The organism is Polaribacter reichenbachii, assembly GCF_001975665.1.
Classification (GTDB): Bacteria; Bacteroidota; Bacteroidia; order Flavobacteriales; family Flavobacteriaceae; genus Polaribacter; species Polaribacter reichenbachii.
On record NZ_CP019419.1, the window covers coordinates 499,241 to 525,105 of the forward strand.

Here is a 25,865-nt window from a genome sequence, read left to right on the forward strand (position 1 = left end):
TTAAGTTATAATTATTTACTTTCTACTGGCTTCTAAATATGTTTAAAACTAGTTAAAGACAAATTTTAAATTGCTAATTTACAAATGCTTTTTTAATGCAGCATAAATAAATCAGATGCAATTCCGTCTGATAAAAACTTGCCTTTTTTTGTGGTTTTTAAAATTTGGTTTTCAAGATACAATAATTCTTGCTGTATATATTTTTTTGATTGATTTTCTAAATACTCAACAAAATGAGCACCAAAATCATTTTTTATTTTTGATAAAGAAACTCCCCAAATTGTTCTTAATCCAGTCATAATATATTCATTATATCTGTCAGTTTTAGACAAAATTTCTCTTTCTATTGGCAATTCGTTTTTATGAACTGTTTTAATATATTTCGAGTTATTTCTAACATTCCAACTACGTTGATTTCCGCTAAAAGAATGTGCTGATGGACCAATACCTAAATAAGGTTTACCCAACCAATAAGCAGAATTATTCTTACTAAAAAAGCCTTCTTTACCAAAATTTGATGTTTCATAATGTACAAAATTTGCTTTGTCTAATTCATCAATTAAGATATTAAATTGTTCTTGGGCTTTTTCATCATCTACATTTTTAATAATTCCTTTTTTAATAAAACTTGCTAAAGGCGTTTTTTCTTCGACAGTTAAAGCATAACTAGAAATATGTGGAATATTAAAAGCCAAAACAGTTGCTATATTTTCTTGCCACTGCTCATTTGTACAATCTGGAATTCCGTAAATTAAATCTACAGAAATATTGTTAAAATATTGATTTGCAATTTGCAAACATTTTTTTGCTTCATTGGCATTATGAGCTCTATTCATTAACTTTAAATCCTTTTCAAAAAAAGATTGTACACCAATACTTAATCTATTTATTGGTGATTTTGATAGCTCAATTATTTTTTCTTCGGATAAATCATCTGGATTAGCTTCTAGCGTAATCTCTGGATTTTCTACAACATTATGATTTTGATAAACAGCGTTTACCAACAATTCAATTTCTTTAGTTGATAACAAACTCGGAGTTCCACCACCAAAATAAATGGTTTCTATAATTGCATTACCTAGTTCTTCTTTTCTGATTTCAATCTCTTTAATTAAACAAGAAATTAACTCATTTTTCTTTTTTAATGAGGTAGAAAAATGAAAGTCGCAATAGTAACAAGCTTGTTTGCAAAATGGTATGTGAATGTAGATTCCTGCCAAAATAGTGTTCAGTTTTCAGTAACAGTTTACAGTTAATTTGCTCCAAACTTACTTGGGTTATTAATCATATAATTTATAAGCTTAACTACTTTTAAATTCTCTTTTGTTATAGATTTGGAAACTTCATTTTTTTTCATTGATACAACAAATATTTTTTTAAATACTACTAAAAGCTGTTACTGCTTACTTTTTTACACGCTTCTCATTCTGTTTCACAAAACTTGCCCAACCTGTATAATTCTTACCACCTACAACTTTACCAGAATTATAATAATGGCAAACTGCAGCTGCTAAACCATCTGTAGCATCTAAATTTTTTGGTAAAGTTTTTAAATTTAAAAGCGATTTTAGCATTAGAGCCACTTGTTCTTTACTTGCACTTCCATTTCCTGTAATTGCCATTTTAATTTTCTTTGGCAAATACTCTGTAATTGGTACTTCTCTAGATAAACCTGCAGCCATAGCAACACCTTGTGCTCTACCCAACTTTAACATAGATTGTACATTTTTACCAAAAAAAGGGGCTTCAATAGCAATTTCATCTGGATGATATGTATCTATTAACTCTACAGTTCTTTCAAAAATGAGTTTTAATTTTAGGTAATGGTCATCGTATTTTTTTAAGATCAATTCATTCATTTGAATAAATTCCATCTTTTTACCAACAACTTTTATAATGCCAAAACCCATTATTGTTGTTCCTGGATCGATACCTAAAATAATTTTTTCTATTGCCAAATAATTAGAATAAAGATTTTATAAGTGATTCTGCATTAAACCATAAAAACAAAGCGAGTGCTAATAATAAAATTAAAAAAAGCCCTTTTGTAGGTTTTGATTTTTTTTGTCTTCCAAATTTTCTTTTGAATTCCATTTATATGTGAATTATTTCTTATTAATTTTTAAAAGTTCTTAATACAATTTTATAATCTAAAAATGATAGAACTCTTTTATTGAATTCTATTTTTTATAAACTGCTAACTACTTTTTCGTTGCTCTTAGCATTTCTCTTTTCCCTGGAGGACCTGCTAACCTTTCTACAGTAAAACCAACAGCTTGCATTGCTCTTCTAACGCTTCCTTTTGCAGAATATGTAGTTAAGATTCCTTCTTTTTTTAATGCTTTAAACATTTTTAAGAAAATAGCCTCTGTCCATAATTCTGGTTGATTTGTTGCACCAAAAGCATCAAAATAAATAAGATCAATTTTATTTTCATCTTCTATATGCTCAAAGAATTGCTTTCTTTTTGTGAGCTTAAATGTATCAGAAATCTGATGTCTCTTATCCCAAGAAACTGAATGTATTTTATCAAATTCTGGTTGATATTCTTTTACTTTTAATTCTGAAACATAATTCAGTTTTTCAATTTCATCATCTAAAACAGGATAAGCTTCTACACCCACATAATTAACTTTTAAACTCTTTTTTTTACCTTCTAAAAAAGTAATAAAAGTATTTAAACCTGTACCAAAACCTATTTCTAAAATTGAAATTTCATCCTCTTTTTTATCAGAATTAGTAATAAAATCATCATAAAAATGCTCTAAACCTGCATTTATAAAAACGTGATACGCTTCTTGTATAGCTCCATGTTTAGAATGGTATTGTTCATTCCAATCTGGTAAATGTATGGATGTTGATCCATCAGAAGTTATTATAATTTCTCTCTTCACTATTCTTTAATCAATAGTTTTTTTATCTTAGGAATTGGGCCAATACAAGTTGTTTTATGACAAGCAATACAGCTATTAATTGTATTGTTATAGTTTATCTTTAAAGAGTCTTTTGACGACTCAAAAAGCATTTCATAATTCTTTAAATAAAAGTCAGAAAAACCTTTAAATGCTGCATTTCTATCTGTAGAATCTGTAAGTTTTGCTGTATGAATATTTAAAAATTCTTGGTTAAATTTTTCAGGAGATTTACCTTCTAAAATTAACTTTTTGTTTTCTAAATTTACGGCATACATTTTAAGCATTAAAGCAGCCATTTCTGACTGCTTGTATTCTTTATTTTCTGTAATTACTATTTTGTCTTGTTTTTTTTGAGAACAAGATAAAGTAAATAAAAACAGTAAAAAACAAAGTGAATGCTTCATTATTTTTTCATTAAAACACCATTTGCTTCAAAAGCAAATTCTTTTTTAGGTGCTGTAATTTTTGCTATTTCTTCTTCAGATTTACCAGCATCTTCTGCATAATGTTTTAATTCATCTACAGAAGTTTCTTTTAAAAATGCTTTACCTTCTACAATAACTTCTCTGTCTTTAGAATCTAAAGGCATAAAAAAACCATAATCTTTAAAACGTACCATAGTTTCAGTTTCACCAACAGGTAATTTCATCCAACATCCTTTTTTAGAACAAACCTCGTTTATTTTAGATGCAAATTTTACGTTTACAGTATCACCAACACTTAATGTATTAAATTTTGCCAGCATTTCATCCGAAGACATTGCTTTATCCGAAGTAATTTTATCACCAAAAGAATCGAAATTCATTGCTAATTTTTCTTCTTTAACTTCTGTAGTTTTTTCTTCTTTCCCATTTTTACAAGCTGTAAATACTAAAAGAAATACTGCACAGAATTTTATCAAATTTTTCATCTTATATTATTTTTACGGATTCATCACAAAAGTACTAAATTTAATAAGAAATGTGAATTTACTTATGAGTTTTGAATAAATAAATTGCGTACATTTGCTTTTACATAATCAACAAAAAATGACATCAAGTATAGAAATTCAACGTGTTAAAAGTTCGAAGATAGCTTCTGTAGATTTTGATAATTTACCTTTTGGAAGTGTATATTCTGATCATATGTTAACTTGCGATTTTGTAAATGGCAAATGGCAAGAACCTAAAATTGTGCCTTTTGCACCAATTACTTTAGATCCTTCTGCAAAGATTTTTCATTATGGACAGTCTATTTTTGAAGGTATGAAAGCCTATAAAGATACTGATGAAAATGTGATGCTTTTTAGACCTTTAGAGAACTGTAAGCGTTTAAATAAATCTGCTGAGCGTTTAGTAATTCCGCAAATTCCTGAAGATATTTTTATGGACGGATTAAAAGCGTTATTAGAAGTTGATAGTGATTGGATACCAACAAACGACGGAAGTTCTTTATACATAAGACCTTTTATGTTTGCATCTGGAACTGGTTTTCATGCATCGCCTGCAGACGCTTATAAATTTATTATTTGTTCTGCACCTTCTGGACCTTATTTTGCTGGAAAAGTAAAAGTTTTAATTGAAGAAAAATATGCACGTGCTGCAAATGGTGGCGTTGGTTATGCAAAAGCTGGAGGTAATTATGCTGCGCAATTTTACCCAACACAATTGGCAATCGATAAAGGTTACAATCAAGTAATTTGGACAGATGATAACTCGCACCAATTTATAGAAGAAGCTGGTGCTATGAATATTTTTGTAAGAATTAACGATACTTTAATTACCAGCCCAACAAGTGATAGAATTCTTGATGGAATTACACGTAAAAGTATTTTACAGATTGCAGAAGATAATGGTATAGATACCGAAATTAGAAAAATTTCTGTTGGTGAAGTTGTAGAAGCTGCTAAAGACGGAAGTTTAAAAGAAATGTTTGGTGCAGGAACTGCTGCTGTAATATCGCCAATTTCTGGTTTTGGTTACAATGATAATGATTTTGATTTACCCGAATTAGAAAACCCTTATGCTGCTCAATTAAAGAAATTAATTACAGACATACAAACGAATAAATCTGAAGACCCTTATGGTTGGAGAGTTATGCTTTAAAAAAACAAACTTTTTTTAGTTTGATTGATGGTAAATTAAACCATATAAATAAAAAAAAGCATCAATTAATTTTGATGTTTTTTTTTATTTATAAACTTAATCCTTCAATTTAAACTCCATAAAAACAGGCAAATGATCTGAAGCTTGCTCAAATTCATTTAACACTTTTCCTGAAATATATTCTATTGAGTTTTTAGTGTAAAAAATATAATCGATTCTTTTAAAAGGTGCTTTAGAATTGAAGGTGTTTTCTATTGCAGATTTGTTAAAAGCAGCATTACCAACATCTTTTAATGCAAACATTTTTTGAATAATTGCATCTTTATCTCTGGCTTCAGAATTAAAATCGCCCAATAAAATTGTAGGATATTTCTCTTTATATTGATTGAATAATTTTAAAACCTCATCAAATTGTTTAACTCTAGTACCTTTATCAAAAGCCTCTAAATGAACATTTATTAAAACTACTTCTCGTTTGTTTAAAGTAACTTTTACAATTTGCGCCAAACGCTCTAAATAAAAAGCATTTCTATGAAATGGTGCATCTGCAACTCTTTGTAAAACAAATCTCTGTTGATCTTTTAAAGGATATTTACTAATAACAGATTGTCCAGAAACTACTTTACCAAAATGCATAGAAATGGGCCAATATGGAAAAGGTAAATAACGTTTATCCCAATTAACAGCCTTTGCTCTAAAACCATACCCCAAATTGGCTATTTCTTCTTCTTGATTTATATTATAAGAACGAGAAGCATCATAATCTATTTCTTGAAAAGCAATAATATCTGGGTTTATCCTTTTTATTTCTGATAAAACTTTTTGCAAATTAGCATCAAAAAGAGACTTGGGTTTTGCAACTGGCAAATTATTTGTCATTCCGCTTAAATACCCAATATTATACGTTACAATACTAAAAACGGAATCATTTTCTGTTTGATAATCTACATTTATTTCAGTTAACTTTTCATATTCACTTTCCTTTAATGTAGATGATGAAGCCCAAAAAAAGAAAACTACACAGGCTATTATCAATAATAAAAAAAAACGAAAAATAAATTTAAAGAAACGTTTCATTAGCTTTCTGGCGTATTTTCTGGAGGAGTATCATTTCTAAAATTCTCCAAAACTTTATCTAAAGACTTTTTTATTTTTTCTTTATCTGTGTTGTATTTTGGAGACAAATTACTTTTATCTGGAAATTGCTCTATAGTAACAGTTGTAGAAGGAAAAGCAAATTCAACACCCAATTCTGCAGCTAATTTTAATATAGCCATGTGCAATCTGTGTTTAGAAGATTGTTCTGTACCCCAAGCTAAACTTTTAAAATACACATTCATCATTACTAATAAAGCAGAATCTCCAAAACCAGTAAACTCAACATTATAAGAATCAGATTTTGTTTCTGGATGTTCTTTAATAATAATACGAACTCCGTTTACAAAAGCCTCAATTAATTCTGGTGGTGTGTCATAACGCAAACCTAAATTTGTGTTGTAACGTCTATACAAACGTAAACCACTATTATTAATTACCATTTCTGCTAATTTGCTATTTGGTATTTGATAAACTGTGGTGTCTGCTGCTCTTACTCTTGTTGATCTAAAACCAACTTCTTCTACAGTACCTGTAACTTCTCCTGCAGAAATCCAATCATCAATATGAAAAGGTTTATCTAAAAATATGGCCACAGTACCTATAAAGTTTTTTACAGTGTCTTGAGATGCTAACGCAAAAGCCAAACCACCAATAGTGGCACCTGCTAAAATGGTTGTTGTATCTACACCAAATAATTGTAAGACTTTAAAGAAACCAAAAATTAAAACAACGCCTGTTAGTAAATTATTTAAAATTGGCACTAATTGATCATCTAATCTATTGTCTGTTTTTGAGGTAAACTCTTCATAAATTTTCATAATAACCTTAACCAGTTTTAAGAAAACGTAAATCCAAAATACTGTTTCTGCAATATTTATAGCTAAAAACACCCATTTATTTACAGTTAAAGAAAATTGTAAAGACGGGAAAATGTTATCAATAAATTTTACAGCAACTAACAAACTTATAGGATGTGCTAATTTTTTTAATACAGTATTTATGGCTAAACTAGAATTACTTTTGGTTATATAATGTTGTAGTTTTTGTAAAATAGTATAAGTAATCTTCTTAAAAATTATAAAGATTAAAATAGCTAAAATGAACATAATAATTACCGCTGCAAACTGCCATAGTTCTACACCTAATACTTTAGTATAACCAGAATTGGGAATAAAATCTTGAAATTTATTTACATACCAAGGAAAAACTTCTTTGTAAATTCTATCTATACTTGCTACAGTTTCTGAAGAATAATACCAACTATTTTCTACCTTTTCTACATAGATACTTGGCATTCTTTGGGGAAACAAAACATACCTTTCTTTTGAGTTATAATCTAAAGTATCTTTATAATTAGCGTTTGTTGGTAGTCTATTAAAATCGATAAATAAACCCTTACCATCTAAAACTTTTTTAATTTTTATTGCTTTTTCTATTGCTTTTTTTTCGGGTAAACCTAAGATAGTTTTTGCGGCTTTTTTTGGCTCATAAGAATCGTTTTGCAAAAAATATATATGCGTATAAACTGTTGATTTTGGACTACTTAAATCTACTTTTACAATCTCTTGCGCATTTACTAAAAAGGATAAAAAATATATTAAAACAAGTAGTTTTTTCATAAGAGTAATTTGTTAAACAGCTGTTAAATAATATAACAAATTTAAACCTTTTAATTTTTTTGATGTCAAAGAAGCGTAACAAAAAAACAATTTATATTATGAAAAAATTAATAGGCATATTCGTTTTAGTATTCGTTTTTACTTTAACAACACAAGCACAGAAAAAAAGAGGATATAAAAAAGCACAAATGACTGTTGAACAACATACAGATTTAGCCGTTAAGAGAATGACTTTAGCTTTAGATTTATCTGACAAGCAACAAAATCAAATTAAACCTTTGATTAAAGCTCAAGCAGAAGAAAGAAAAGCAGGAATGGAAAAAAGAAAAGAGGCTAGAAAAAGTGATACTAAGCCAACAGCTGATGAAATGTATGCAATGCAAAGCAAACGTTTAGACGCTCAAATTGCATTTAAAAGCAATATGAAAAAAATCTTAAATGATGAACAATTTGCAAAATTTGAAAAAATGAACAAAGGCAGAAAAATGAAAGGGAAAAAGAATAAAAAAGATATGAAAGAGAGAAGAATGGCTAGAGAAAAATAAAAGTAACTGATTTGGTTGATTGGTTTATATATGGCTCAATTTCCTTTCGAGGGAATTGGGCTTTTTTTTATGCTCTTAAATCAACATACTAATCTTTACTTACCCAAAAAAGTTTTTAGATCTCTTTTCTTAGCTTGATATTTTCTTTCGTAAAATTAAGACTGATTACTACTCTTTAAACCAACTCGAATACTTTAAATAATTATTGGCTATTCTATCAATTTCTCCAGAAATTAATTCTTCTGAAATGTCTTTTACTTTTTTAGCGGGTACACCTGCATAAATACTACCACTTTCTACTTTTGTGTTTTTAGTAACTACTGCACCTGCTGCAATTATAGAATTCGATTCTATAATGCAATCATCCATAATAATTGAACCCATACCTACTAAAACATTATCGTGAATTGTACAACCGTGCACAATTGCATTATGCCCAATAGAAACATTATTACCAATTGTGGTAGGCGATTTTTGATAAGTTGCGTGTATTACTGCTCCATCTTGAATATTAACTTTATTACCAATTTTAATAAAATGTACATCTCCTCTAATTACAGCATTAAACCATATAGAACAATCTGAACCTAAAGAAACTTCGCCTAAAATAGTAGCGTTTTCTGCGATATAACAATCTTCTGGTATTTGTGGATGATTTCCTCTTACTGATTTTATGATAGGCATATTCTTTTGGCTTTTAGTTTAGCAGTAAATGTAAAAATTAAAAAAATACCTCAATAGAAATTTAATGAAAAATCAAATTAATTCCAATAATTTTGATTTTACTTTCTCTACCCTTTGGGAAGAATAAGATGGGATTTTTTTTATTTAAAATAAGACAGCAAATTACTTTTTTGTGAAGCAGAAACCAAAATTTCTTTTCCATTAGAAACAATGACACTTCCTCCTTTTCCTTTTTTGTATTTTGTAATTGCATTTACATTTACCAAATACGACTTATGAATTCTGGCAAACGTATATTCTGTTAAAGCTTCTTCAAAATATTTTAAGGTTTTACTAACTAATTTCTTAGAATTTGCCAAATGGATTTCTGTGTAATTATCATCTGCTTTGCAAAAAACAATATCATCAATATTTAAAACTTCAAAACCATCTTGTTGCGGAATGGTAATTTTACCTTTTGCAGAATTCGTTTTTGGTGCTAATATTTGATGCTGTAATTTATTTTCTTTTTCCTTAATTTCAGTTACAATATTTACAGCTTTTATTAACTCATCAATAGAAATTGGTTTAAGTAAATAATAACTAGCGTGATTGTTTAAAGCCTCTATTGCATAATGATCGTAAGCCGTTACAAAAACCGTTTCGAAAGTTCTGTTTGCTACTTTTTCTAACAAATCAAACGCATTACCAAAAGGCATTTCTACATCTAAAAACACTAAATCTAATTCGTGTTTTTGTATCAGTTCATAAGCTTCATCAATATTTTCTGCTTCACCCAATAAAGAAACATTTGGGCAATATTTACTTAAATAATTGCGTAAAATTTCTCTGCTAATCTGTTCGTCTTCGACTATAATGGCTTTTAATTTCATTATTATTTTTGTTGGGTGTTAGATGTTTGGTGTTTGGTGTATGGTGTTACTCTACTGATACATTTTTTTAGTCAATTTTTGAAAAAGATTTCATAGGTTTTTACAATTTTTTGAGTTATCACTTTTTACTATATAAATTAACTTTAGTTTCATCTAGCATCCAACTTCAGACATCTAACCTATTTACATTTTAAAAGCAACTCCACTTTTGTTCCTTCTCCATTTTGTAAAGCATCAGAAACATTTACAGCAATTCGTTCTTTGTACATATCATTTAGAATAGCAATTCTATTTTTTATCGTGCTCATTCCTTTAGATTTTTGTTTCAGCTGATTTTTTGTTTTCAGTTCCTGCGATTTTTTTCGTCCAATTCCATCATCAATAATAGAAATTGAAACAGTTTCATCATCTTTTTTATGGATTGCTATTTCTAAATTCCCTTTCTCTTTTTTATAACGTAATCCGTGCCAAATTGCGTTTTCTATATAAGGCTGCAATAACATTGGCGGAATTGAAAATTGTTCTAAATCAATAGTTTCATCAACAGTAATTCTGTAATCAAACTTGTCTTTAAAGCGATTATGTTCTAGTTTTACATACAATTCTAGCAATTCAATTTCTTTGTTTAACGGAATAAAATCTTCATCAGAATTTTCTAAAACCGAACGCATTAAAACTGAAAACTCGCTTAAATATCGGTTTGCATTTCGTTCGTCATTTACAGCAATAAAGCTATTTACAGAGTTTAAAGCATTAAAAATAAAATGCGGATTCATTTGAGATCGCATTGATTTTAAAGCCAATAAATTGTTCGCTAATTTTTGCTGTTTGTTATTTCTAAACATAAAATAAGCCAACAAACTCATCAATAAAAAACCACCAATTAAAGAGTAAATAATTAAACGTTGTCTTTGATTACTTTCTTCTGATAATTTTTGATCTATATAAGCCAAACTGATTTTGCTTTGGGCTAATTCTTTATCCTTTTCTAAACTTGCAATTCGATTCTGATTGTCTGCAATTTTCTTAGAAAAACGTTTTATTTGCTGAATTTCTTGTTCTTTTCTAACATATAAAGAATCTACCAAAGCAACATATTCTTTGTAGTTTTTAAGTGCTTTTTCGTTATCACCTAAACTGGCAAAAACCTCAGAAATTTTTCTTGTAGCATCTTTAGCAACCACAATATCTTTTTTCTCTTTTGCATCATTTATACTCTTTTCTAAAAACGGAATTGCACTTTCATAATCCTCTTTTAAGAGGTAAGCATTCCCAATTTTATAATTTATTTTTTGCGAAGTAATTGAATCTTTTTCTTTAGATAGTTTTTTAGAAGAAGTATTACTTTCTGCCTTCTGTAAACTTTTTTTACGAAGCGCAATTTCTTCGTCAAAACGTTGATTAGAGTTATAAAAATCTGCTACTTTTTCTTCTTCTTCTAACGCTCTTTCAGGATTTTCTTTTTTCGCAAAATTTAAAGAATTTATAAATTGATTTTCGGCTTCATTTACTTTTCCTTGTGCAGCTAAAACATCAGCGATTTTAGAACTTACATCTGTAATTTTAGGAGTTACTAAATTTTCTTTCGCAATTTCTAATGCTCTTTGATAATTAGTTTTGGAAAAACTCCATTTTTTTTGAGCAAAACTCACATCACCTAAACCTTCATAAACCAGAATTCTTTCGTAATTACTCAGTTTTTCTGGTATAATTTCTAGATATGTTTTTTCGCTGTCTGTATATTCTTTCTGTAAAAACTGTGCTTTTGCTAAAGCGATTTTAGTAGCTAAATCTTCTTTAATTTGATGCGATAATTTGTAGTTATAAACGGCTAAATCGTATTGTTTCCAATACAAATAAACATCAGCAAGTAATTTATAAGTAGCTGCATTTCTTTGTTTAATTTGCTTGTTTTCTAAAGCTTTTTCTATAAAAGTTAAACTTTTTTCTATGTCTTTTTCTTTATAAAACTTAACAGAATCTAAGTGCTGTAAATACAAATCTTGATTGCTAGTTTTACTTAAAAATTTTGATTTCCCATTTCTAATATTTCCAGAATTTTCTACAAGAACCTTAATATCTTCACTAGATTTTATTGTATAATAAATAGTTTCAAAATCTGGATGAGAAACTCTAAGTTCATCACCAACTCTAGCCTTTACAATATACCTACCACTAATATCTGGGTAATTATAATTAATTCCGTTTACAGAAACTTCAGCATTTTTTATTTTTTCATTATTACTATCATCTACAATTGTAATTCTCACAGAAAACTCCACTCCTTTTTGAGTTATAATATTTTCTTGACTAAAGACAGTTGCAAAACTGAATAAAATAAAAGCAAATAATATGTGTATGTGTTTTAACATTTAATATCTTCTGTTTTCTTTTTTTCTAAAAAGATTACCAATTCTTTTAAAAATATTTGGTCTTTTTATGGTTACCATTCCAACTGTTACAACTGTTACAACTTCACCTAAAAGCTCATTATTCTCTTTCATTTCGATTATTAAAGGTTTTTTGATTGATAAAACATCAATTTCTTGTGTTTCATACCCCAAATAAGAGATAACTAATATAGTTGACTTTGCCTTTTTATTGGGTATTTTGATAGAAAAATTTCCATCGAAATCTGTTTGTGTTCCAATTCCTGTTCCTTTTAATACAATATTGGCTCCAGGTAAAACATCAAAAGAATCTTTCACTTTACCTTTAATAATAACTTCTTTCTCAATTGAATCATTCTCAACAAATGCTTTACCCAATCTAATACTTAAAACTTCAATTTTTTCTTTTTTGGATTGTGCAAAAACAGGTTCTGAACCTGCAATTGTAGAAATTAAAGCCAAACCTGCAGCAACTTTCGATAAATTATTTTTTTGTATTACGTCTAATTCTGTATTCAATTGATTGTTTTTAAAACGACTACAAAGATTCTCTTTATTTCCTAGTTTTTTAGCAATTTCTGAGTTTGATAAATTTGTAAAATCAACAACTTCTTTACTACAACTTTTACAAAACTTACCTTTTTCTGTAGCTGTCATTTTACTCCAATCTTCGTGACAAGGTTTTGGTATTGTAATTTGATATTTCATAGTAAATCGTTTTAAATTCTTTGTAAACATATACACAAATTGGCATCCAAAAAAATCGGAAAAATCAATTATAGCTTATAAAAACAGTAAAAAAACAGGGTTTACTAATTTTATAGTCTTGTTCACTCATTAAAATAACCATTTTACTCATTCTGGATTTATTTAGAAAAAAGATGGTATTAATATTGAAGAGAATTAAACAAATAAAACTCTTTACAATGAAAAAAATTAGTTTCCTAATCTGTTGTCTTTTTACAATTACATTTTTTGCACAAACACAAGTTCAAAAACCATATATAGAAGTAACTGGTGTTGCAGAAACTGAAATTGTACCTAACGAAATTTATTTAGACATCTGTATAAAAGAAAGAAATGAAAAAGGCAAAAAACTAAATATTGAATATTTAGAAAATGAATTAAAAATGGTTTTAAAGAAAGTTGGTATCCCAGAAAAAAACCTTTCTATTTCTGATGTTAATGCTGTACTCGCAAAAACGGGTTGGTGGACAGAAGAAGTTTTATCAGTTGCTAATTACACACTAAAAGTAAATGGTGCAAACAAGCTAAAATTACTTTTTGAGAACTTTAAAAAAATGAAAATTTCTGATGTTAATATTACAAAAGCTACTCATTCAGATTTAATAAACTTAAAGAAAAAAAATAGAATTAAAGCCATAAAAACTGCTAAAGTAAAAGCAGATTATTTATTAACTGCAATTGGTGAACAAACAGGAAAACCAATAATTATAAATGAAATAAATAATGGTATTCAGCCCAATTTTGTAAATGTAAATTACATTCAGCAAACTCGTGGTTATGCATCATTGAGTAAAACTGCAAACTTTAAAAATGAAGCTGTAGAATTTAAAAAGATAAAAATTACATCATCTATTTATGTAAAATTCCAGATAAAATAACATCAACAAAAACACCAAACTTTTAATCAAAATATAAATCTCAAAAAAACATCAATTATGAAATCTATTGTATTAAAAGTAACCTCAATTTTATTTGTTTTAGCAGCCAATTTTAGTTTTGCTAATCCATCCACAGAAGAAGAAACAACAAAAAACCAGACTATAAAAGTGGCGCTTTTATTAGATACTAGCAATAGTATGGATGGTTTAATCAATCAAGCAAAAGCACAACTTTGGGAAATTGTAAACGAACTTTCTTACGCAAAATACGGAATGCAAAAACCGAATTTAGAAATTGCACTATATGAATATGGAAACTCAAATTTACCTTCTAGAGAAGGATTTATTAGACAAGTGTTACCATTTAGTAACGATTTAGATGAGATTTCTGAAAAACTATTTTCACTAACCACAGATGGTGGAAATGAATTTTGTGGTCAAGTAATTGCAACCTCTTTAAAAGAACTTTCTTGGGGTAAAAATAAAAATGATTTAAAGTTATTATTTATTGCTGGTAACGAACCTTTTACACAAGGAAAAATTAATTATAAAGATGCAATTACAGATGCTAAAGAAAAGGATGTTGTTATCAATACTATTTTCTGTGGTAATTATTCTAATGGAATTTCTGGAATGTGGAAAGATGGTGCAGATTTGGGTGGTGGAGATTATTTAACCATTAATCAAGATAAAAAAGTAGTGCATATAATTACACCTTATGATGATGAAATTATCATTTTAAATAAAAGATTAAATGCCACTTATATTTATTATGGTAATGATGGTTATACTAAATTTTCAAATCAAAAAGAACAAGATAATAATGCTTTAGAAATGGATGAAGTTGTTGTTGTAAAAAGAGCAATAAGTAAAAGTTCTAGATTGTATGAAAATTCGAATTGGGATTTAGTAGATGCTGATAAAAAAGAAAAAATAGATTATAAAACTATAGAAAAGAAGAATTTACCAAAATTTTTACAAAATAAATCTGAAGCAGAAATAAAAAATTATGTAAAACAAAAAGCAAAAGAAAGAACAGAAATTCAAGAAAAAATTAAAGAATTAGATGCAAAAAGAAGAAGTTTTATCGCAAAAAAGCAAAAAGAAGGAACTCAAAAAGATGTTCTAAATAATGTTATGATTAAAGCGATAAAAAGACAAGCTAAGTTGAAAAATTACACTTGGTAAATGTTGTTAGTGGGTTTGTTTAAAGTCTGTAAATTTAATTTTACAGGCTTTTTTATTTCACTAAAAGTTGCTGACCAATAGAAATAGTGTTATCATTTAAACCATTAAGTTTCTTTAAAAAATCTACAGTAATTCCGAATTTTCTGCTGATTGAATATAAAGTATCACCTTTTCTAACTTGATACATATTCTCTTTACTCTTTTTAATTACAATAGGTTTTTTAAAGGTTTTACCTTCGTTTAATTTTTTAATTTCTTTGGTGTATTTCCCTTTTTTAACATCATCAAACTCATATAATTTATAGTCTTTAATGATTTTTAAAAGTTTGGCAGGATACTTTTTATCAGTAGCATAACCCGCTTTTCTTAAACCATAAGCCCATTTTTTATAGTTTTTTATATTATAATCGAACAAAAAAGCATAACGTCTTCTTTGCGTTAAAAACAAAGAATGATCGTTGTAAGAAGTTTCTGGATACACATATTTTCTAAAACATTCGCCTTTTTCATCATCATCATGATATACGCGTTCGCCTGTCCAACCTGTATGACATTTAATACCAAAATGATTGTTAGATTTTAAAGCCAATTCACTTCTACCTCTTCCCGATTCTAAAATTCCTTGAGCCAAAGTAATACTTGCAGGTATTTTATATTCGTGCATTTCTTTTACTGCAATTGGCGCATATTTTCGAATATAAGCCAAAGTATATTTATTTAGACTTGGGTTTTTCTTTTTTAATTTTTGGGTAAGTTCTTTTTGGTTTACAGAAGGTAACTCAATAGGTTTTGGCTCAACAATTACAACTCCAGGATTTTTTTTATTAACTACTTTCTTTTTAGAACCACAACTGGCTAAAAATAAAATTGAACATAAAAAAACTAAAACCCTTAATTTCATATTTATTGTATTATTTGTTGTCCTTTTCTCTTTAATTTTTGATTAAAACCTTCTATTCCTTGAATTCCTCCTGTATGAATGGCTAAAATTTTAGTGTTTTCTATGAACTGATTTTTATCAACCAAATCTAAAATTCCGAAAAGCATTTTACCTGTATAAATAGGATCTAACAAAACATCCGTTTCTTTTTTAAAATTGCTGATGAACTCAATTAAAGCTTCATTATATTTTGCATAACCTCCAAAATGATAATTAGTTTGTAAATTCCAATTCCTTTTTTTGACAAATTGTTTAATTTCATCAACTAAAAAATCACCTTTTAAGGCAGGAAAACCAATAATTTTTTGATGCTTTTCAGAAGCATTTATCAAACCAGAAATTGTACCTCCTGTTCCTACAGCAGAGCAAATATAATCGAAATTCGCATCATCTTTTGTTAAAATTTCTTCACAACCTTTTACAGCAAATTCGTTGGTACCACCTTCAGGAATCAGATAAAAATCGCCGAATTTTTCTTTTAGCTGATTTATAAATTCCTCTTTCGATTTATCTCTATAACTTGCTCTTGAAACAAACTCAAAAGTCATTCCGTTTTTATGTGCTTCTCTTAAAGTTGAATTTGTAGCTAAAGTTTTTTCTAAATCTTTCGCTAATTCATCACCTCTAATAACACCAATTGTTTTAAAACCACTTAAATTACCAGCAACTGCAGTTGCAACAATATGATTAGAAAACGCGCCACCAAAAGTTAGCAATACATCTTTATTTTGATTTTTGGCTTCTTGAATATTATATTTTAATTTTCTAAATTTATTACCAGAAACAAAAGGATGAATTAAGTCTTCTCTTTTTATAAAAAGTTCAACATTTTTTTCTTCTAAAATTGGCAAATCTATTTTTTGATTTTCAGAAGTATAAAGTTTATCAAAATCCATTTTTTAATTTACTAAGACGAACTTACAAGCAATTGTTAAGAAAAATTAGAAATCTGTCCTTCTACTTTTTCCCAATCTTCCATTAAAGTATCTACTTTAGCTTTTTTAGCTTTGTAGTTTTTAAAGAAATTAGGCCTTGCAGAAACTTCATCGTAATTTTTTGCTAGTTCTAAATCTAGTTTCTCAACTTCTGCTTCTAGATCAGCGATTTCAGTTTCTATTTTAGAAAGCTTGTTATTTAGCTTTTTCAACTCTTTTTCTTGCTCTCTACTTAATTGATAAGCTTCGTTTTTAGAAGTATCTTTTTCTACTTTAACAACGGTTTTCTTTTCAGCTTCACGTAAATTTTCCATTTTGTGTTGCTCTAAGAAATAATCAATATCACCTAAATATTCTTTTATTTCTTTGTCTTTAAATCCGTAAACAGTACTGGTTAAACCTTGTAAGAACTCTCTATCATGAGAAACTACGATTAAAGTACCATTAAAATTGTTTAATGCTTCTTTTAAAACCGTTTTAGAAGCAATATCTAGGTGGTTTGTTGGCTCATCCATTATTAAAACATTAAATGGCTGTAATAATAATTTACATAAAGCTAACCTATTTCTTTCTCCTCCAGAAAGTACTTTTGCTTTTTTATCTACAGCATCTCCACCAAATAAGAAAGAACCTAACATATCTCTAACTCGCATTCTGTTAGAGTCTGTTGCAGCATCTTCCATAATTTCTAATACTGTTTTTTCTGGCGGTAAATATTCTGATTGATTTTGAGCAAAATACCCAACTTCTACATTATGACCAAGTTTTAAATGACCTTCAAAAGGAATCTCGCCCACCATCATTTTAGCTAAGGTCGATTTTCCTTGTCCATTTTGCCCCACAAAAGCAATTTTAGAATTTCTTTCTATCAATAAATCTACGCCTTCTAAAACGTGTTTATCACCATAGCTTTTGTATAGATCTTCTGCTTCAACAATAATTTTACCAGGTTCTTTAGAAATAGCAAAACGCACATTCATTGCTGCATTATCATCTTGGTCTACTTCAATCAACTCAACTTTATCTAGTTGTTTCATTAAAGATTGAGCCATAGATGCTTTGCTGGCTTTTGCTTTAAATTTATTGATTAAATGTTGCTTTTGCTTTATTTCTTTCTCTTGATTTTTCTGAGCTTGTAATTGTTTCTCTTTAATTTCTGCTCTTAATAACAAGAACTGAGAATACGGTTTTTTGTAATCGTAAATTTGCCCTAAAGAGATTTCAATTGTTCTGTTGGTTACGTTATCTAAAAACATTTTATCATGAGAAACCAGTACAATTGCACCAGAATAACCTTTTAAAAAGTTCTCTAACCAAATAATAGATTCGATATCTAAGTGGTTTGTTGGCTCATCTAATAACAGAATATCATTATTCTGTAAAAGTAGTTTTGCCAACTCAATTCGCATTCTCCATCCCCCAGAAAAAGTATCTGTTAGTTTATCAAAATCTTCTCTTTGAAAACCCAAACCTTGTAATATCTTTTCTGTATCTCCTTGATAATTGTAACCTCCAAGAAGTTCGTAACGTTCTGTATTGTCTGTTAAATCGTGAATTAACTGTGTGTAAGCTTCGCTTTCGTAATCTGTTCTTGTAGCTAATTGATTGTTAATCTCATCGAGTTTTAACTCTATTTCTTTAATTTCTTCAAAGGCTTGGTAAGCTTCTTCTAAAATGGTTCTTCCTTCTACAAAATCGATATCTTGTCTTAAAAAGCCAATTTGCACATCTTTATCAAACGCCATTGTTCCTCCACTACTTTCAATATCTTTAGAAAGCACTTTTAGTAAAGTCGATTTACCTGCTCCGTTTTTACCTATCAGACCAATTCTATCTCCTTTATTTAATTTAAAAGTGATACCAGAAAACAAATCAGTTCCCATAAAAGAAACTGTTAAATTATGAACGTTTAGCATGAAATGTAATAATTGTTACTTAATTAAAGTGGTAAAAAATTTACCTTTGCAAAAGTAGATAAAATTTAAAGTTATGATGTTTAAAAAAGGGACAAAATTATTTAGTATAGTAAATGGAAAATGCCCTAAATGTCATGAGGGAGAATTCTTTAAATATTCTTTTACTTTTAATCCGAAAAAAATCACAAAATTACATGACAATTGTTCGCATTGTAATTTAAAATACATGATGGAACCTTCGTTTTTTTACGGAGCAATGTATGTAAATTACGGAATTACAGTTGCTATTTCTATTGCTGTTTTTGTAATTACAAAACTCTTTTTTGATTTTAATTTATTACAATCTTTTATTTCTGTAATCATAGCCTTATTTGTTTTGGCTCCAATTAACTTACGTTTGTCTAGAATTCTTTGGATAAATATGTTTGTTAGCTATGAAAATAAATAGTTGATATAATTATTGAAAATAATTATTAGGGTGTGAATACCCTGTATTTTGATGTTTTTTTTAGCGACCTTTGAGTCTTTGTCTATTAAACCCCTACCTTAATGAAGCCAATTAAAGCATTTTATCTATGTTTATTTTTATCGTACCAAATCTTTTCTGTAAATAAAAATAGTGTATCTACCACTACTAAAAATTTAAAATTAAAGACTTTAGATAGTTTAATTAATGTAACAAAAAATGTTAAGTCTTTTAAAGATTTTACATTGCAATATATAAATCTTGCATTTAAGCAAAATAAACACAGTATTGCTACTGCTAAAATTTTAAAATTATGCTCAAGAATAGAAGTTGAGTTTAATGACCCCGATTTTGCAATTCTTTTGCTGAATAAACTTATAACTCATAAAAAGAAAATTAAAGACACTTATCTTTTAGGTGGAATTTATCAAAAAAAAGCAAGAGCATATTACGATAAAGATAATTTTGATAAAGCCTTTAATAATTGCGATATTTCTATAAAAAACTATGGTAATACAAGAAAAGATTCAATTTATAAAGCTGATGCTATTTTCTTAAAAGGACAAATTTTAGTTAAATCAAATAATTTTATAGAGGCTATAAAAAATTACGAAATAGCTTCTATGTATTATGAAAATTTAAATGACTTAGCATATACATTTTTTATTAAAACAGCAATTACCTCTATCTATAGTAAAATTGGCTTAAACGAAATAGCAATAGAAAAACTTTTAGATATTATTGAAAAAAAAATATTTTTAAAATATACCATTGGCTTAACTTCTAATTACTACAATTTAGCTATAAATTATAGAGAAATTGACAATATAGAAAAATATAAAGAAAATTTAGATAAAGCTTTAATCCACAAAAAAAACAGTAAATCTAATGATGGTTTTATACCTTATTATATAACTGCAATTGCACAATATTATTTACAATATGGCACTTTAGAAAATGCCAAAACATATTTAAATTATGCTGCTTCAGAAATTAAAGTAAATAAAGCTAATGTTATTAGTATCGACTTTTTTAATAAAACAAAAAGCTTTTATCTCTTTAAAAACAATAAACCCCAAAAAGCATTAGAATTAGCAAAAAAAACACTAGCTGAAATTGAAAAAAAAGGTGATTTAGATGCTAAAAAAGAATTAAATAAATTAATTTTTGATATTTATGTAAGTAAAAATGATTCAAAAAATGCTTTAAAACACTATCAATCTTATGCACAAATAAAAGATTCTATTGCCAATATTAATAAAATAAGTGTTGTTAATTATTATCAAACTTTATCAAAAAAAGAAAAAGAAGAACAATTAAAGAATGATAAAATACTGCTATTAAAAAAAAACAATAAAACGAAAAAACAGCTATTAATTAGTATAATTATCTTTACAATTCTTTTATTAATAATAATATATTTATATTGGAATCGACTCATCTTTCTTAAAGAGAAAAAGATGCAGGATCGTTTTTCTCAAAAACTATTATTAGCACAAGAAGAACAAAGAAAAAGAATTTCTAAAGATTTACATGATGGATTGGGGCATAGTTTATTGTTGATAAAGAACAAAATAGTATCTATTAATGATACATCTATTGAAAAATTAATTAATGATGCAATAGAAGAAATGAGAAGTATTGCTAGAGTATTGTATCCTTTTCAATTAAAAGGTATTGGAATAACAAGTGCTTTAGATAATCTTATGCGTAAACTTGACAAAAATAGCCAAACGTTTATTTTTGGAGATATAGATAATATCGACAACCTTTTAAATGTAGAGCAAAAAGTTAATCTTTTTAGAGTAGTGCAAGAATGCCTTTCTAATATTATTAAGCACGCAAAAGCAAATTCTGCAAGAGTAACTTTAAAACTTATAGAAAATCATCATATATACATTATAATTCAAGATAATGGAATTGGATTTAATTATGTAGAAAAATTAAATGAAGATAAAAGTTTAGGTTTAAAAACACTAAATCAGCGAGTTGATTTTTTAAAAGGTTCTTTAAAATTCAGTTGTTCAAAGAATAAAGGAACCGTTATTAAAATATTATTTCCTTTAAAATGAAACAATCTATTTTTATAGCAGACGATCATCCTATACTTATTAAAGGTTTAAATGATTTGTTAATTGAAAAAAAAATGAATGTAATTGGTTTTGCTTCTGATGGACAATCTGCTCTAAATTTTATTTTTAAATACAAACCCGATATTGCCATTTTAGATGTAGAAATGCCTAATTTAACAGGAATTGAAATTGCAGAAGAATGTAAAAAAAACAATTTTTGCACTAAAATTATTTTAATTACACTTCATAAAGAGATCGACTTATATTTAAAAGCTAAAAAACTAAATATATATGGCTATTTACTAAAAGAATTTGCTTTAGAAGAGATAGAAACCTGTATTAATTCTGTTAAAAATGGCATTCCTTATTTTAGCAAAAATGTTAAAGATTATATAGGTTTTACAGATGAAAATAATTCTATTTTAAAAAAATTAACCTTAGCTGAAAAACGAATTTTAAAATTGATTTCTCAACACAAAACTAGTAAAGAAATTGGTCATATATTATTTTCATCTCCTAGAACTATAGAAAAACATCGTAGTAAAATTATTACCAAACTTAACTTGAGTCAGAAATCTGGTTCACTTTACAAATGGGTTCAAAAAAATAAACACCTATTTAATTAAGAAAAAATCAATTTAGGGTATGGATACCTATAACTACTTTATAAAAAAATACTTTCTTTGGTTCAAGAAAATAAAAAACTTACTGAATCCCCCTTTTAAAGCAATCTTTTTCATAGTAATTAGGTTGCTTTTTCTTTTTTTAATTTATGAAATATTTTTCTAAGTTTAAAAGCATTATTGTTACTGAAACCTACTTATTGCTATTTCTGAATCTAACTCTTTACCAGTTTCTAAATGATTAAACAATTGTTTGGCAACTGTTGGTGCTATCATAACTCCTCTTGTTCCTAAACCATTTAAAATTGCCAAATTAGGATATGCAGGGTGTTTACCTACCAAAGGTCTTCTGTCTCTTACAGTTGGTCTTACACCTGCTGTTTGGTCTATAATTTCGTAAGGAACGGTAATTACTTTTTTTAATTTTTCTATTAACTCTGCTCTACCTTCTTCTGATGGATTTGAAGTTTTATCTGTCCAGTTAAAAGTGGCACCTACTTTGTAATAATTATCTCCTAAAGGAAAAATAAAAAGTGTTGATTTTAATAAAAAATCGATTTTTAAATCTTGTGCGTAAATAGTGATTAATTCACCTTTTACTTCGTTTAAAGGCAAATAGTTAAAGAAAAGATTATTTGTCATTCCATAACCTTCGCAAAAAACAATTTTATTTGCTGTAATATCTTTGTATTCTACCCCATTTTCTTTGAATTTTATTTGCTGATGTTCAAATTCTTCGAAACGGATTTTATGTGCTAACTTTAAATATACTCTATAGATATCTACTAATTTTTTAGTATCGATTCTACCTGTTTTATTTACATTTCCAAAACCAAAATCGGCAATTATTCCTGCTCTCTTTTTAGCTTCTATTTTTGGATCTAAATAATCTACAAGTAAAGGTTTATCTGCAGCTTCAAACCAATTATTTTGGTCTTCTATGGATTTAAAAACTTTTTTAGTTTCTATTTTTTTATCGAACTTGCTATTGAACTTCTGTTCTAAGCGTTCATAAAATGGTAAGGCTACTTCTAATTGCTCTTTGGCGTTCCAAACTGGTGTAAATCTTTTTAAAATAACAGGATTATAAACACCTCCTGCAACTAAAGATGATGTTTGCGAGTCGTCTTCGAACACCATAAATGTTTTATTTGCAGCTAATAATTCTTCTACAAATGCCAAACCTGCTAAACCTAAACCAACAATTATATAATCTACTTTCACATTGTAAAAGTACTTAAGTTTTAATTATTTTACTAGTTTTCTATGAGTTTATAGATAGGTTTAGCCCAGATTGTAGCAATTGTTTGAGCTCTTTTTTATTTTGGTTTTAGTAGCTTATAATTAAAATAAAAAATGTTGATGGTAGGTACTATATTTTATGAAGTTATATGTTAAAAAAAGCGAGTGCGTAAAGCTGAAATAGCTTCAAAAAAAAAAAAAACGTTTACTTGCGCAAACGTTTTTATATAATTTTATGTATGTGTAAAATTAATAATTCCACATATCAATTTCTTTGTTTCTGATATCTTCTTTAATTTTATCTGCCTCTAAAAGCTGGAATAAAGAGTTACCTCTAACATAATCTGAGATTGATCTGTTACCGTAAATGTTTTCTTCTTTTACGATTACACCACTAAATCTTCTTGCATTTAATAAATGATCATAAGATATTGGATGAGAAGCATTCATAGGATTGAAAACTTTAGCATCATGTAAAACCTCTCTTGCAGATGGAAAAAATACCCAAAATAACTCGAATAAAGTTTCGTCTTCTACACCTTCTACTCCAATTGTTTGTACATCTTTACCCATTGGTGCTAATGCTAGTAATCTGTATTTCATTTCACCTTGACGTTTATCAAAATACCACATACCTTTTATCATATAACCTCCAATATCTTCTGCGCCTAAATTATATGTATCTGAATATCCATTTTCTTCACGAACATTTACCAAACGAGACTCTATCTCATCTTGAGTAATTTTAGATGTAAAAAAAGAATCTGTATAAGCATCTTTAATTTTACCTTGTCTAATTCCTTTTACAAGAGTATCGAACAAAGATCTTCTATCTGGAGAAATGTTTGTAGTATCTATTGGAAAATAATAAGGTAAATTTATTTTTTGATTTAAATCTATAAATTCCCAAACTACTTTAGACCACATTACATCTCTATCATCTACATAACCATAAGGTATTGGTCCATCATTGTCTGCAAGTATTTGTTGCTCATTTTTTTTACCTATGTCTTCAGGATCTTTAGCATTTAGTAAACCTGCTTGCGCACTTACTAAACCCGAAGTTATAAGGGCTAAAAATAATATGAAACCTTTTTTATACATAATTTAATCTTTTATCCTAATTAGTAAGCTCTATATTTACTGGTAATACCTTTTTAATTGGCACACCATTAGCTGTAGCTTTAATATCGTAAATATTAATTTGATCTCCTCTTTTAGCTTTTGCTAAAACTTTTTTAGCAGCTGCACTTAAAGTAGTTCCGTTAACAATAATTGTTAATTGACCAGGAACTTTTATTTTAAAACTTTGAACTTTTATCGTTAAATCGAATTCGAAATCGGGTAAACCTGCTGCAATTGGTGTTCTAGATAAACCTGACTTCGGCATTCTTACTGTACCATATTGACCACGAACAGAACCCATTGCTGCTGGTATATCTTTAATTCTAAAAGTTGCTTTAGAATTTACAGTTTTACCACTACTTAATTTTGCACTTACGTTTATTGTTGCAATTTTACCACCTCCTGGTTTTAAAACATATTTACCTCTACTACCAGATAATGATCCTCCAGAAGCCGAAACATTTAAATTATTATCTCCAACACCTGGTAATGAAACAGAAATAGGGTTACTTAAACCTCTATAAACTACATTCATTTTATCTGCAGAAACAACTGCATTACTAGGTTCTGGAATTACAGAATAAGAACTCTCGAATGGCACTTCTACAGGCTCTCCATTTTGTGTAAATGTAATTTTCCCTTTTATATCATGATTACCAACATTACCTGCTGGCATATCTATTATTACTTGCCCAGACTGAATGTTTTTATAATCGCTACCATTTAAAGTAACGTTATCAGGAATCATAGTGGCATCATAACGTCCTAAAACAATTTTACCTGTTACTTTTTCACCAGCGAAATATGCATTTTTATCTAATGCAACAATACCTTTATAATTATTTAAAGATAGAGCTTCTTCCATTTTACCACCTAATAAAGAACTAACAATATCTGCTTCTGTATTTTTAATATCAGCTTGCATTTGAGTTAAACTAGTTAAAGAAGCTACTAATGGAAAACCTTCATATCTTGCTTTTAACCATTCTACTGTGTTTCCTGTTTTACTATTTACAACTGGCTCAGTAGAAAATCTATCTTTTATAGTAGGTGTAAATTTGCTATTCTCACCTAAAACATTAATTACATTAGTTCTATAACTGTCTATTTTACTCAAAAATTCTTGACCCTCTGGAGTATAACCATCACCTTTAAAAAAGTAAACGTCTAAGAACGCAGTCTTATCCATTTTTTCATAATCTTTTTTATCTTCTAGATCAGCAGTCATTTTAGATTTTAACTCACCTAAATAAGAATAAAACTCATTCGAATATCCTTTAATTTGAACAGCTTGCTTATTTAACTCACCAAACTTTGCACTTTGTTCAGAAGCTTTAGTTGCTAAATTAGCATAAGCTTCATTATTTTTTTCTGTTGTAGAAACATTATTTTCTGTAAGTTTCTCATTCATCACACCAAAAGCAGATAATACCTCTTTACTCATATTCATTGCTAACATTGCAATAAATACAAGATACATAAGGTTTATCATCTTTTGTCTTGCAGACATTTTTCCTCCAGCCATA

The 25,865-nt window shown here is 27.9% G+C and carries 24 protein-coding genes; 7 read left to right on the top strand and 17 right to left on the bottom strand.

Going from position 1 to position 25,865, the window contains the following annotated elements:
- Positions 1 to 92: 92 nt before the first annotated feature.
- The 5 genes from hemW to BW723_RS02210 all read right to left on the bottom strand — a co-directional run bounded on the left by hemW (position 93) and on the right by BW723_RS02210 (position 3,825).
- Complete coding sequence (gene hemW, locus BW723_RS02190; RefSeq protein ID WP_068362940.1) at positions 93 to 1,220, bottom strand: radical SAM family heme chaperone HemW; 1,128 nt, start codon at positions 1,218 to 1,220, stop codon at positions 93 to 95.
- Positions 1,221 to 1,403: 183 nt separating this feature from the next.
- Entirely contained in the window at positions 1,404 to 1,958 is a 555-nt protein-coding gene (gene ruvC / locus BW723_RS02195) for a crossover junction endodeoxyribonuclease RuvC (RefSeq protein WP_068362937.1), read from the bottom strand.
- A 243-nt stretch (positions 1,959 to 2,201) separates the two neighbouring features.
- Positions 2,202 to 2,894 (bottom strand): tRNA (5-methylaminomethyl-2-thiouridine)(34)-methyltransferase MnmC2, encoded by a 693-nt coding sequence (gene mnmC2 / locus BW723_RS02200; RefSeq protein ID WP_068362934.1) that lies wholly within the window; start codon positions 2,892 to 2,894, stop codon positions 2,202 to 2,204.
- The gene (locus tag BW723_RS02205) at positions 2,894 to 3,319 is read right to left on the bottom strand and encodes a hypothetical protein (protein WP_068362931.1); all 426 of its coding nucleotides are present in this window, start codon (positions 3,317 to 3,319) and stop codon (positions 2,894 to 2,896) included. The genes mnmC2 and BW723_RS02205 overlap by 1 nt, the downstream gene beginning before the upstream one ends.
- Positions 3,319 to 3,825, bottom strand: coding sequence for a DUF4920 domain-containing protein (locus BW723_RS02210; RefSeq protein WP_068362928.1), 507 nt, complete (start codon positions 3,823 to 3,825; stop codon positions 3,319 to 3,321). The genes BW723_RS02205 and BW723_RS02210 overlap by 1 nt, the downstream gene beginning before the upstream one ends.
- A 118-nt stretch (positions 3,826 to 3,943) precedes the next feature.
- Between BW723_RS02210 and BW723_RS02215 the strand changes: the two genes are divergently transcribed.
- Positions 3,944 to 4,999: a branched-chain amino acid aminotransferase gene (locus BW723_RS02215; RefSeq protein WP_068362926.1), complete on the top strand. Its 1,056-nt coding sequence runs from the start codon at positions 3,944 to 3,946 to the stop codon at positions 4,997 to 4,999.
- Positions 5,000 to 5,095: 96 nt separating this feature from the next.
- Here the strand turns inward: BW723_RS02215 and BW723_RS02220 are convergent, their stop codons facing one another.
- Together BW723_RS02220 and BW723_RS02225 are read right to left on the bottom strand one after the other, a co-directional pair.
- Positions 5,096 to 6,076 (bottom strand): endonuclease/exonuclease/phosphatase family protein, encoded by a 981-nt coding sequence (locus BW723_RS02220; protein ID WP_068362923.1) that lies wholly within the window; start codon positions 6,074 to 6,076, stop codon positions 5,096 to 5,098.
- Complete coding sequence (locus BW723_RS02225) at positions 6,076 to 7,716, bottom strand: mechanosensitive ion channel family protein (RefSeq protein WP_068362921.1); 1,641 nt, start codon at positions 7,714 to 7,716, stop codon at positions 6,076 to 6,078. The genes BW723_RS02220 and BW723_RS02225 overlap by 1 nt, the downstream gene beginning before the upstream one ends.
- A gap of 98 nt (positions 7,717 to 7,814) precedes the next feature.
- Between BW723_RS02225 and BW723_RS02230 the strand changes: the two genes are divergently transcribed.
- Entirely contained in the window at positions 7,815 to 8,261 is a 447-nt protein-coding gene (locus tag BW723_RS02230) for a Spy/CpxP family protein refolding chaperone (RefSeq protein WP_068363617.1), read from the top strand.
- A 168-nt stretch (positions 8,262 to 8,429) separates the two neighbouring features.
- Here BW723_RS02230 and BW723_RS02235 read toward each other — a convergent pair whose 3' ends face one another.
- The 4 genes from BW723_RS02235 to BW723_RS02250 all read right to left on the bottom strand — a co-directional run bounded on the left by BW723_RS02235 (position 8,430) and on the right by BW723_RS02250 (position 12,915).
- The gene (locus tag BW723_RS02235) at positions 8,430 to 8,945 is read right to left on the bottom strand and encodes a gamma carbonic anhydrase family protein (protein WP_068362918.1); all 516 of its coding nucleotides are present in this window, start codon (positions 8,943 to 8,945) and stop codon (positions 8,430 to 8,432) included.
- A 140-nt stretch (positions 8,946 to 9,085) separates the two neighbouring features.
- On the bottom strand, positions 9,086 to 9,817 hold the full coding sequence (locus BW723_RS02240) for a LytR/AlgR family response regulator transcription factor (RefSeq protein WP_068362916.1): 732 nt from the start codon (positions 9,815 to 9,817) through the stop codon (positions 9,086 to 9,088).
- 179 nt (positions 9,818 to 9,996) lie between these two features.
- Positions 9,997 to 12,189, bottom strand: a complete 2,193-nt coding sequence (locus BW723_RS02245; protein ID WP_068362913.1) for a tetratricopeptide repeat-containing sensor histidine kinase — start codon at positions 12,187 to 12,189, stop codon at positions 9,997 to 9,999.
- Positions 12,190 to 12,915 (bottom strand): carboxypeptidase-like regulatory domain-containing protein, encoded by a 726-nt coding sequence (locus tag BW723_RS02250; protein ID WP_068362910.1) that lies wholly within the window; start codon positions 12,913 to 12,915, stop codon positions 12,190 to 12,192. It abuts the gene before it with no gap.
- Between the two features lie 218 nt (positions 12,916 to 13,133).
- On the opposite strand from BW723_RS02250, the gene BW723_RS02255 reads away from it, so the two are divergent.
- On the top strand, positions 13,134 to 13,832 hold the full coding sequence (locus BW723_RS02255; protein WP_068362908.1) for an SIMPL domain-containing protein: 699 nt from the start codon (positions 13,134 to 13,136) through the stop codon (positions 13,830 to 13,832).
- 57 nt (positions 13,833 to 13,889) lie between these two features.
- The gene (locus BW723_RS02260; RefSeq protein ID WP_068362905.1) at positions 13,890 to 15,020 is read left to right on the top strand and encodes a vWA domain-containing protein; all 1,131 of its coding nucleotides are present in this window, start codon (positions 13,890 to 13,892) and stop codon (positions 15,018 to 15,020) included.
- A gap of 52 nt (positions 15,021 to 15,072) precedes the next feature.
- On the opposite strand, the gene BW723_RS02265 is transcribed toward BW723_RS02260, so the two are convergent.
- The 3 genes from BW723_RS02265 to BW723_RS02275 are packed head-to-tail and all read right to left on the bottom strand — an operon-like array spanning position 15,073 to position 18,811.
- Positions 15,073 to 15,921 carry a glucosaminidase domain-containing protein gene (locus BW723_RS02265; RefSeq protein ID WP_068362902.1) on the bottom strand — a complete coding sequence of 283 codons (849 nt, stop codon included), beginning with the start codon at positions 15,919 to 15,921 and terminating at the stop codon, positions 15,073 to 15,075.
- A 2-nt stretch (positions 15,922 to 15,923) separates the two neighbouring features.
- A complete protein-coding gene (locus BW723_RS02270) occupies positions 15,924 to 16,856 on the bottom strand; it encodes a 1-aminocyclopropane-1-carboxylate deaminase/D-cysteine desulfhydrase (protein WP_068362899.1) in 933 nt (310 codons plus the stop codon).
- Positions 16,857 to 16,891: 35 nt separating this feature from the next.
- Positions 16,892 to 18,811 carry an ABC-F family ATP-binding cassette domain-containing protein gene (locus tag BW723_RS02275; protein ID WP_068362896.1) on the bottom strand — a complete coding sequence of 640 codons (1,920 nt, stop codon included), beginning with the start codon at positions 18,809 to 18,811 and terminating at the stop codon, positions 16,892 to 16,894.
- Between the two features lie 73 nt (positions 18,812 to 18,884).
- Between BW723_RS02275 and BW723_RS02280 the strand changes: the two genes are divergently transcribed.
- From BW723_RS02280 to BW723_RS02290, 3 genes are all read left to right on the top strand, one after another.
- Positions 18,885 to 19,259 carry a DUF983 domain-containing protein gene (locus tag BW723_RS02280; protein WP_317197681.1) on the top strand — a complete coding sequence of 125 codons (375 nt, stop codon included), beginning with the start codon at positions 18,885 to 18,887 and terminating at the stop codon, positions 19,257 to 19,259.
- Positions 19,260 to 19,360: 101 nt separating this feature from the next.
- Positions 19,361 to 21,349 (top strand): tetratricopeptide repeat-containing sensor histidine kinase, encoded by a 1,989-nt coding sequence (locus BW723_RS02285; RefSeq protein WP_068362893.1) that lies wholly within the window; start codon positions 19,361 to 19,363, stop codon positions 21,347 to 21,349.
- Positions 21,346 to 21,975, top strand: a complete 630-nt coding sequence (locus BW723_RS02290) for a DNA-binding response regulator (RefSeq protein WP_068362889.1) — start codon at positions 21,346 to 21,348, stop codon at positions 21,973 to 21,975. Before BW723_RS02285 ends, BW723_RS02290 begins: the two co-directional genes overlap by 4 nt.
- Before the next feature lie 180 nt (positions 21,976 to 22,155).
- Here the strand turns inward: BW723_RS02290 and BW723_RS02295 are convergent, their stop codons facing one another.
- From BW723_RS02295 to porM, 3 genes are all read right to left on the bottom strand, one after another.
- A complete protein-coding gene (locus BW723_RS02295) occupies positions 22,156 to 23,196 on the bottom strand; it encodes an NAD(P)/FAD-dependent oxidoreductase (protein ID WP_068362885.1) in 1,041 nt (346 codons plus the stop codon).
- 267 nt (positions 23,197 to 23,463) lie between these two features.
- Positions 23,464 to 24,318, bottom strand: a complete 855-nt coding sequence (porN, locus tag BW723_RS02300) for a type IX secretion system ring subunit PorN/GldN (protein WP_068362882.1) — start codon at positions 24,316 to 24,318, stop codon at positions 23,464 to 23,466.
- A 16-nt stretch (positions 24,319 to 24,334) separates the two neighbouring features.
- Entirely contained in the window at positions 24,335 to 25,864 is a 1,530-nt protein-coding gene (porM, locus tag BW723_RS02305) for a type IX secretion system motor protein PorM/GldM (RefSeq protein WP_068362879.1), read from the bottom strand.
- Between the last annotated feature and the right edge of the window lies 1 nt (position 25,865).

Bases quoted from the DNA above. Each gene is read 5' to 3' on its own strand.
- BW723_RS02250 (WP_068362910.1), bottom strand. From the start codon at position 12,915: ATGAAATATCAAATTACAATACCAAAACCTTGTCACGAAGATTGGAGT.
- BW723_RS02215 (WP_068362926.1), top strand. From the start codon at position 3,944: ATGACATCAAGTATAGAAATTCAACGTGTTAAAAGTTCGAAGATAGCT.
- BW723_RS02275 (WP_068362896.1), bottom strand. From the start codon at position 18,811: ATGCTAAACGTTCATAATTTAACAGTTTCTTTTATGGGAACTGATTTG.
- BW723_RS02270 (WP_068362899.1), bottom strand. From the start codon at position 16,856: ATGGATTTTGATAAACTTTATACTTCTGAAAATCAAAAAATAGATTTG.
- BW723_RS02260 (WP_068362905.1), top strand. From the start codon at position 13,890: ATGAAATCTATTGTATTAAAAGTAACCTCAATTTTATTTGTTTTAGCA.
- BW723_RS02220 (WP_068362923.1), bottom strand. From the start codon at position 6,076: ATGAAACGTTTCTTTAAATTTATTTTTCGTTTTTTTTTATTATTGATA.
- BW723_RS02235 (WP_068362918.1), bottom strand. From the start codon at position 8,945: ATGCCTATCATAAAATCAGTAAGAGGAAATCATCCACAAATACCAGAA.
- BW723_RS02265 (WP_068362902.1), bottom strand. From the start codon at position 15,921: ATGAAATTAAGGGTTTTAGTTTTTTTATGTTCAATTTTATTTTTAGCC.
- BW723_RS02210 (WP_068362928.1), bottom strand. From the start codon at position 3,825: ATGAAAAATTTGATAAAATTCTGTGCAGTATTTCTTTTAGTATTTACA.
- BW723_RS02290 (WP_068362889.1), top strand. From the start codon at position 21,346: ATGAAACAATCTATTTTTATAGCAGACGATCATCCTATACTTATTAAA.
- BW723_RS02280 (WP_317197681.1), top strand. From the start codon at position 18,885: ATGATGTTTAAAAAAGGGACAAAATTATTTAGTATAGTAAATGGAAAA.
- BW723_RS02255 (WP_068362908.1), top strand. From the start codon at position 13,134: ATGAAAAAAATTAGTTTCCTAATCTGTTGTCTTTTTACAATTACATTT.
- BW723_RS02240 (WP_068362916.1), bottom strand. From the start codon at position 9,817: ATGAAATTAAAAGCCATTATAGTCGAAGACGAACAGATTAGCAGAGAA.
- BW723_RS02230 (WP_068363617.1), top strand. From the start codon at position 7,815: ATGAAAAAATTAATAGGCATATTCGTTTTAGTATTCGTTTTTACTTTA.
- porM (WP_068362879.1), bottom strand. From the start codon at position 25,864: ATGGCTGGAGGAAAAATGTCTGCAAGACAAAAGATGATAAACCTTATG.
- BW723_RS02225 (WP_068362921.1), bottom strand. From the start codon at position 7,716: ATGAAAAAACTACTTGTTTTAATATATTTTTTATCCTTTTTAGTAAAT.
- BW723_RS02205 (WP_068362931.1), bottom strand. From the start codon at position 3,319: ATGAAGCATTCACTTTGTTTTTTACTGTTTTTATTTACTTTATCTTGT.
- BW723_RS02285 (WP_068362893.1), top strand. From the start codon at position 19,361: ATGAAGCCAATTAAAGCATTTTATCTATGTTTATTTTTATCGTACCAA.
- porN (WP_068362882.1), bottom strand. From the start codon at position 24,318: ATGTATAAAAAAGGTTTCATATTATTTTTAGCCCTTATAACTTCGGGT.
- BW723_RS02245 (WP_068362913.1), bottom strand. From the start codon at position 12,189: ATGTTAAAACACATACACATATTATTTGCTTTTATTTTATTCAGTTTT.